Source organism: Vibrio genomosp. F10 str. 9ZD137 (assembly GCF_049974785.1).
In the GTDB taxonomy this organism is placed as follows: Bacteria; Pseudomonadota; Gammaproteobacteria; order Enterobacterales; family Vibrionaceae; genus Vibrio.
Genome location: NZ_JBNGCJ010000288.1, coordinates 1 through 6,876, shown reverse-complemented (window position 1 = coordinate 6,876; position 6,876 = coordinate 1). Strand labels below are relative to the sequence as shown.

Genomic DNA, 6,876 nt, shown 5'->3' with positions numbered 1-6,876 from the left:
TGATTAGGGATGATAGCGGCTAGAGCTTTGCCCATGTCAATGACACTCCCTCCGCCCATGCTGACGACCATATCCGGTTTGAACTTTCGCCCGACCACTGACGTTTCTTCAACCATAGTGATATTAGGCTCCCCCGATATACTCACATGCTGATAGCGCATGTTTTGTGCCTTTAGATACGAGATCAGAATATCTGAACGAGACTGATCTTTTCCTGTCACCAGTAGAACGCTATAGCCGTATTGATTCAGTACTGATAGTGAGGATTGTAGAGCGCCTTCTCCGAAGATAATTCGAGTCGATGTCATGAATTGAAACATACTGCATCCCTCTCTCAAGATTAAATTTATCTCTTTTTAGCTTGCACTCATCAACGAATAATTTGTTTGACCGAGTGCAACTTGCTGGATAATGCCTCAACCAAAAGTAGGTATTTTTGCGACACATCACGCTGAATGCTCACCGACGTCATTTCTTTCATCTCCTAAACGAGATCAATAGGTAATCCCTATCGTAGCAAGAGGTAATTGCTTCTTTATTTCCAGAATAGATTGGGGCATAGTTGCACCTATCAGAATAAAGGAGAAAAAGTTATGTTCGTTGTTATTTTTGGCCGCCCAGCATGCCCATATTGTGTTCGTGCTAAAGAACACGCAGAGACGCTTAAAGCGAATCGCGATGACTTTAATTATCGCTATGTTGATATTCATGCTGAAGGTATCAGCAAAGCGGATCTAGAAAAGACTGTCGGTAAGCCAGTTGAAACGGTTCCACAAATCTTTGTAGACCAAGACCACATCGGTGGTTGTGATGACTTCGAAGCATACGCAAAAGAGCATTTAGGCCTATTTAGCTAAACCGCTTAACCCTTTGTAAAACGGCTTGCCCCCTTGCAAATGATAAACCTGCCCACAGTGGCAGGTTTTGTTTTACTTGCCCTATGTGAAGTAATTGCAAATTATAAAAAAACTCACTTATCTTTTGGGCGTAATCCGCTACAATCCCCCCACTTAAACAACCCCAGTTCTTGCAACAAGAGCCAATCGTGAATATTGACGTTATACAATTACTAGAGCAAAACCCCATCCTACTTATTTTCGTCGCCTTAGCATCGGGCTTGGCGTTCGGAAAAATCCGTTTCGGCAGTTTTCAGCTTGGCAATTCAATCGGTGTACTCATTACGTCATTGATTATGGGCCACTTAGGCTTTTCATTTAGCCCAGAAGCCCTCGCAATCGGTTTTATGCTCTTTATCTACTGTGTTGGTATTGAAGCCGGACCGAATTTTTTTGGTATTTTCTTCCGCGATGGAAAGCATTATTTCATCCTGAGTTTAGTGGTACTGTCTACCGCTCTGTCAATTACTCACTTTGCCTCTCGTTTGTTTGGGCTCGATTATGGCATGGCCGCAGGAATGATGGCTGGAGCCCTAACGGCAACCCCCGTTCTCGTTGGTGCGCAAGATGCCATAACCACGGGGTTAGCAACGATGCCAAGAAACATGGATCTTACTCTGGTCATGGAAAACCTATCCGTGGGTTATGCGATGGCCTACCTGGTGGGTTTGATCAGCATGATCACTTTTGCCAAGCTATTGCCCAAATTACAGAAGCAAAACCTATCTGACTCCGCGCAGCAAATCGCACAAGAACGAGGCATTGGAAGCTCTAGTCAGCGCAAGGTCTATTTACCGATCATTCGTGCTTACCGAGCCGGCTCTGAGCTCATTGCATGGACAGACGGCAAGAACCTACGTGAACTGGGTATCTATCGTCAGACAGGCTGTTATATCGAACGTATTCGTCGCAATGGCATTCTCGCCCACCCAGATGGTGACGCGATATTACAAGAAGGTGATGAAATCGCTCTGGTTGGTTTTCCAGACAGTCATGCGCGTCTGGACCCTAGCTTTCGCAACGGCAAAGAGGTATTCGACCGAGACTTACTTGACCTAAGAATTGTTGAGGAAGAGATTGTTGTAAAGAGTGACAGTATGGTAGGGAAAAGACTCTCAGAACTCAATCTTTCTGAATTTGGCTGTTTCCTAAACCGAGTGGTGCGTGCTCAAATTGAAATGCCTATGGACTTAGACATCGTTCTTGCTAAAGGTGATGTATTACAGGTCAGTGGTGAAAAAAGCCGAGTTCTAGGTCTTGCTGAACAAATCGGTTTTATCTCTATTCATAGCCAAATCGCCGATTTGCTGGCGTTCTGTAGCTTCTTCATTCTTGGTTTAATGTTTGGCTTAATCACCATGACATTTGGCCAGGTTTCGTTTGGGCTAGGAAACGCGGTAGGGCTGCTTCTTTCAGGGATTACCCTTGGATTTCTGCGTGCCAACCACCCTACTTTTGGTTATGTTCCACAAGGCGCATTAAATATGGTCAAAGACTTAGGGCTTATGATTTTCATGGTGGGTATTGGGTTAAGTGCAGGGGGCAAGATTTTCGAACACCTATCTCAAGTAGGCCCGCAGATCATAGGCTTGGCATTTCTTGTCAGTGTTGTCCCTGTGGTTATCGCCTACTTAGTCGGTGCTTATATCCTTAAGATGAACAGAGCTCTGCTATTCGGCGCCATCATAGGCGCACGGACGTGTGCTCCCGCAATGGATATTGTAAACGACTATGCTAAATCAACCATCCCGGCTCTCGGGTATGCAGGCACCTATGCCATCGCCAATATTCTTATGACGCTTGCCGGAACCGTTCTGATTATTATTAGTTAATGGTCGCTTCTTAAAAAAAGAAAGATGAAAGTGAAGCGCTGTAAAAAAGCTAGAAAGCAAAATACCGAACAGAAATATAGAGAACAGCGAAGTCATTGCAACAAGACAAAAAAAGGCGCTCAGTGAGCGCCTTTTTAGTCTCTAAATAAACTCGATCAATCCTATTTGGGTGGATTGACGGTCACTTAGCTTTAGCTAGATATTAGATAGCAATAATATCAGATTCAACCGCAGGGTTAACATCAGCGTCGTAATCAACACCTTCAACGCCAAAGCCAAACAGTTTCAAGAATTCTTCTTTGTACTCTACGTAGTCAGTAAGATCTTTAAGATTTTCAGACGTCACCTGTGGCCATAATTCACGGCAATGCTTTTGAATGTCTTCACGCAGTTCCCAGTCGTCAAGACGTAGACGGTTCGCTTCATCTACTTCTGGGGCGCTGCCATCTTCTTTATATAAACGCTGGCTAAACATGCGATAGATTTGTTCCATACAACCTTCATGGACACCTTCTTCACGCATTTTCTTAAACACCATCGCGATATAAAGAGGCATAACTGGAATCGCAGAACTTGCTTGTGTGACTACAGATTTAAGAACGGCAACGTTCGCACTACCACCGGTCACAGAAAGCTTCTCGTTCAGCTCTGTGGCTGCACGGTCTAGGTCCATTTTCGCTTTGCCTAGTGCGCCTTCCCAGTAGATCGGCCAAGTAAGCTCAGTACCAATGTAGCTGTACGCTACGGTTTTACAGCCTTCTGCTAATACACCTGCATCAGACAGCGCATTGATCCACAGTTCCCAGTCTTCGCCACCCATTACAGTAACGGTGTCTTTGATCTCTTCTTCTGTTGCCGGCTCTACTGACGCTTCAATAATCAAATCTTTGTTGGTATCAACAGCCGTTGCTGTATATGTTTCACCAATAGGCTTCAGCGATGAACGGATCAGCTCACCGGTTTCAGGCAATTTACGTACTGGTGACGCTAGCGAGTAAACCACCATGTCAATCTGACCTAGGTCTTCTTTGATAAGGTCAATCGCTTTTTGCTTCGCTTCGTTTGAGAACGCATCGCCGTTCAAGCTTTTAGAATACAAGCCTTCTTCACGAGCAAGCTTGTCAAATGCCGCCGCATTGTAAAAACCAGCGGTACCGGTTTTACGCTCAGTCCCTTCTTTTTCAAAGAAAACACCGATAGTAGAAGCACCGCCGCCAAATGCAGCCGCAATGCGAGAAGATAGACCGTAGCCACTAGAAGAACCAACCACCAATACACGTTTTGGTGCATTTTGAATTGGACCTTGCGCTTTAGTGTAGGCAATTTGTTCTTTTACGTTTGCTTCACAGCCCACAGGGTGTGTTGTGGTACAGATAAATCCACGAATTCGAGGTTTGATGATCATATTCAACTTCCTTAAAAAATCATCGCTAGAATAAAAGGTTCACGACCAAATCGCATCAAGTTTCTGCAAAAACAGGGTAAATAGACAAGTGGTTGGATCACTCAAGCGAGACTCTGATTCAATTTGTGCTCTTATCATCACTTTAACGATTAGATTTAGCTGTTCGATCTGGCTATTCGATTTCACTAACTGATACGAATGATTCCAACAATGAAAAAGGACCTCTGATTCAGAGGCCCCTTACGATTTACTGGTCGTTCATGATAACAACCAAAAACTAGGCAACACTGTTGAGCTTAGGTTGACTGTTTTTGTGTGTTCTCACTTCACTGTAATCATGGCTAAAGTCATCGACTTGAATCGCTTTGTAGCGAAGTCTATCCGCCGCGACAATCGTATCGACTTCTTCCTGAGTAAGCACTTCAGCCGCCAACGCTTGTGCTAATTTTTCCGTTAATGGCGCTTTGCGAACCACTTTACCAGCCTTAACGGCCTTATTGAGCTTTCTCTCTAGGCTCTTAATGTCGTACATGGCTAGGAACGCTTTTTCCATTAGGCCGACGCTGTCATCTTCACTGTCACCGACATAACATAAGTGAGTCAATCGATCTCGGCATGCGCCTGGAGTCATCACACTTTCAGCAAGCTTGACCGCTAACTCGTCACTGGGTTTGCCGAAGTGATTCCCCAATGGGAATACAAGCAGCTTGAGTAAACGCCCGACCATTTTTTGTGGGAAATTTCGATACGCTTCTTGCAACGCCTCAGCACCTTTATGGAAACAGTGTTGAATGGCGTAATGCACATAGTCTAAATCTTGCTGCTGACGGCCTTCGTCTTCGTACTTTTTCAATACAGCCGACGCCATGTAGAGATAGCTCAGCCCATCGCCCAAGCGCGCTGAAATCATCTCTTTACGTTTCAAATCGCCACCGAGTGTCAACATGGCAAAATCTGCACTGACCGCGAGTGCACGACTAAGGCGAGTCAAATCTTTGTAATAAACCTGAGTTGGTCCACTCATTTCAGCTTTAATAAAGCGCGATCCGGTTAAACCGGCACCAAAAGCGCCGAGGGTATTTTTGGTCGCATGCCCAATATGTTTAAACAGCAACTTATCAAACGCTTTTGCCCCTTCTTTTTCATCAGGGTTCGCCGCCGCTTCCATTTCTTTAAGTACGTAAGGGTGGCAACGTGTCGCACCTTGACCAAAGATCATCAAGTTACGCGTAAGAATGTTCGCGCCCTCTACCGTAATCGCAACTGGCACACCAAGATAAGCTGACGTCAGATAGTTCATCGGTCCTTCTTGAATTGCACGACCAGAATGAATATCCATGGAGTCATTCATAATGGTTCTTGCGATTTCTGTCATATGGTATTTAGCAATCGCGGTAACAATGCCAGGCTTTTCTTTCATGTCTAAAGACGTGGTTGTTAACGTTCGTGTCGCCTCTAGAAGGTAAGTCATCCCGCCGATACGCCCTAGCGATTCTGCCACACCTTCAAACTTACCAATCGACATACCAAATTGTTTACGCACATACGCATAAGCCCCCGTAGTACGAGAGGTGAGGTGGCCAAGTGCCGTGCCCAAAGCTGGTAACGAAATACCACGCCCCGCTGACAGACATTCCACCAACATTCTCCAGCCCTTACCTGCGTATTCAGAGCCGCCAATAAGCCACTCAATGGGAATGAACACATCTTTGCCACGAGTTGGGCCATTCATGAACGCCAACCCAATAGGGTCATGACGTTCACCCACCTCTACCCCCTCATGAGAAGTCGGAATAAGCGCACAAGTGATGCCTAGCTCTTCTTTGTCGCCCAGTAAATGGTCTGGATCGTTCAGTTTAAAAGCCAAACCAAGTACGGTAGAAACAGGCGCTAACGTAATGTAACGCTTGTTCCAGTTCAAGCGAATACCAAGCACTTCTTTACCTTCATGAGTGCCGTAGCATACGGTGCCTTGATCTGGAATGCTCCCCGCACCCGAACCGGCTTCCGGGCCCGTTAATGCAAAACATGGGATATCGGTACCGTCGGCTAAGCGTGGCAACCAGTAGTCTTTTTGTTCTTGCGTACCGTAATGAGAAAGTAACTCACCAGGCCCAAGAGAGTTCGGCACCATAACGGTGACCGCGGCGCTGATGCTGCGAGTTGCAATACGAGAAACAATGGTTGAATTGGCAAGCGCTGAAAATTCACGACCACCATATTGCTTAGAAATGATGAGGGAAAAGAACCGTTCTTTGCGTAAGTAATCCCATACATCTTTAGGAAGATCGCGGTCCTTTTTGACAATTTGATAGTCATCAAGCATCGCCAACAGAGTTTCTAGCTCATTATCCATGAAAGCTTGCTCTTCATCAGTCAAGCTTGGCGCTGGATACTGATGAAGCTTCGAAAAATCAGGGTTACCAGAGAACAGCTCCCCATCCCACCAGACACTTCCGGCTTCCATCGCTTCTTTTTCCGTATTGGATAATGGTGGTAGAACTTTCTTAAAAAATTTAAAAGCGGGATCACTGACCCATTTTCTTCGTAGAGAGCACATATTCATATCCTTTTGTTCACGTGTTGGTGTGTTTTTATATTTATTAGGTTTTTTAGTTTTATTAGTTTTGTGTTTCAGTTGAGTTAACTGGCGTTTAATTAATTGGCTGCAACCCCTGCTGACAAGTAAGGAATGAGCCGATCAACCACCGCTTTAGAATCTACTTTGGTACCAAAATCGTTC

The 6,876-nt window shown here is 45.2% G+C and carries 5 protein-coding genes and 1 pseudogene; 2 read left to right on the top strand and 4 right to left on the bottom strand.

Going from position 1 to position 6,876, the window contains the following annotated elements; translation table 11 throughout:
- Window positions 1-320: iron-containing alcohol dehydrogenase (locus ACP45E_RS05065; protein WP_141707232.1), on the bottom strand; the 320-nt coding region annotated here is incomplete at its 3' end.
- A 273-nt stretch (window positions 321-593) separates the two neighbouring features.
- Between ACP45E_RS05065 and ACP45E_RS05060 the strand changes: the two genes are divergently transcribed.
- Together ACP45E_RS05060 and ACP45E_RS05055 are read left to right on the top strand one after the other, a co-directional pair.
- A complete protein-coding gene (locus ACP45E_RS05060) occupies window positions 594-857 on the top strand; it encodes a GrxA family glutaredoxin (RefSeq protein ID WP_017033784.1) in 264 nt (87 codons plus the stop codon).
- 188 nt (window positions 858-1,045) lie between these two features.
- Window positions 1,046-2,728: an aspartate:alanine antiporter gene (locus tag ACP45E_RS05055; protein WP_017039013.1), complete on the top strand. Its 1,683-nt coding sequence runs from the start codon at window positions 1,046-1,048 to the stop codon at window positions 2,726-2,728.
- 202 nt (window positions 2,729-2,930) lie between these two features.
- Here ACP45E_RS05055 and fabV read toward each other — a convergent pair whose 3' ends face one another.
- The 3 genes and pseudogenes from fabV to ACP45E_RS05040 all read right to left on the bottom strand — a co-directional run.
- On the bottom strand, window positions 2,931-4,133 hold the full coding sequence (fabV, locus tag ACP45E_RS05050) for an enoyl-ACP reductase FabV (RefSeq protein ID WP_017033782.1): 1,203 nt from the start codon (window positions 4,131-4,133) through the stop codon (window positions 2,931-2,933).
- A gap of 277 nt (window positions 4,134-4,410) precedes the next feature.
- Window positions 4,411-6,693, bottom strand: coding sequence for an acyl-CoA dehydrogenase (locus ACP45E_RS05045; RefSeq protein ID WP_069584766.1), 2,283 nt, complete (start codon window positions 6,691-6,693; stop codon window positions 4,411-4,413).
- A gap of 98 nt (window positions 6,694-6,791) precedes the next feature.
- Window positions 6,792-6,876 (bottom strand): annotated as a pseudogene (locus ACP45E_RS05040) (TetR/AcrR family transcriptional regulator); the annotation flags it as partial.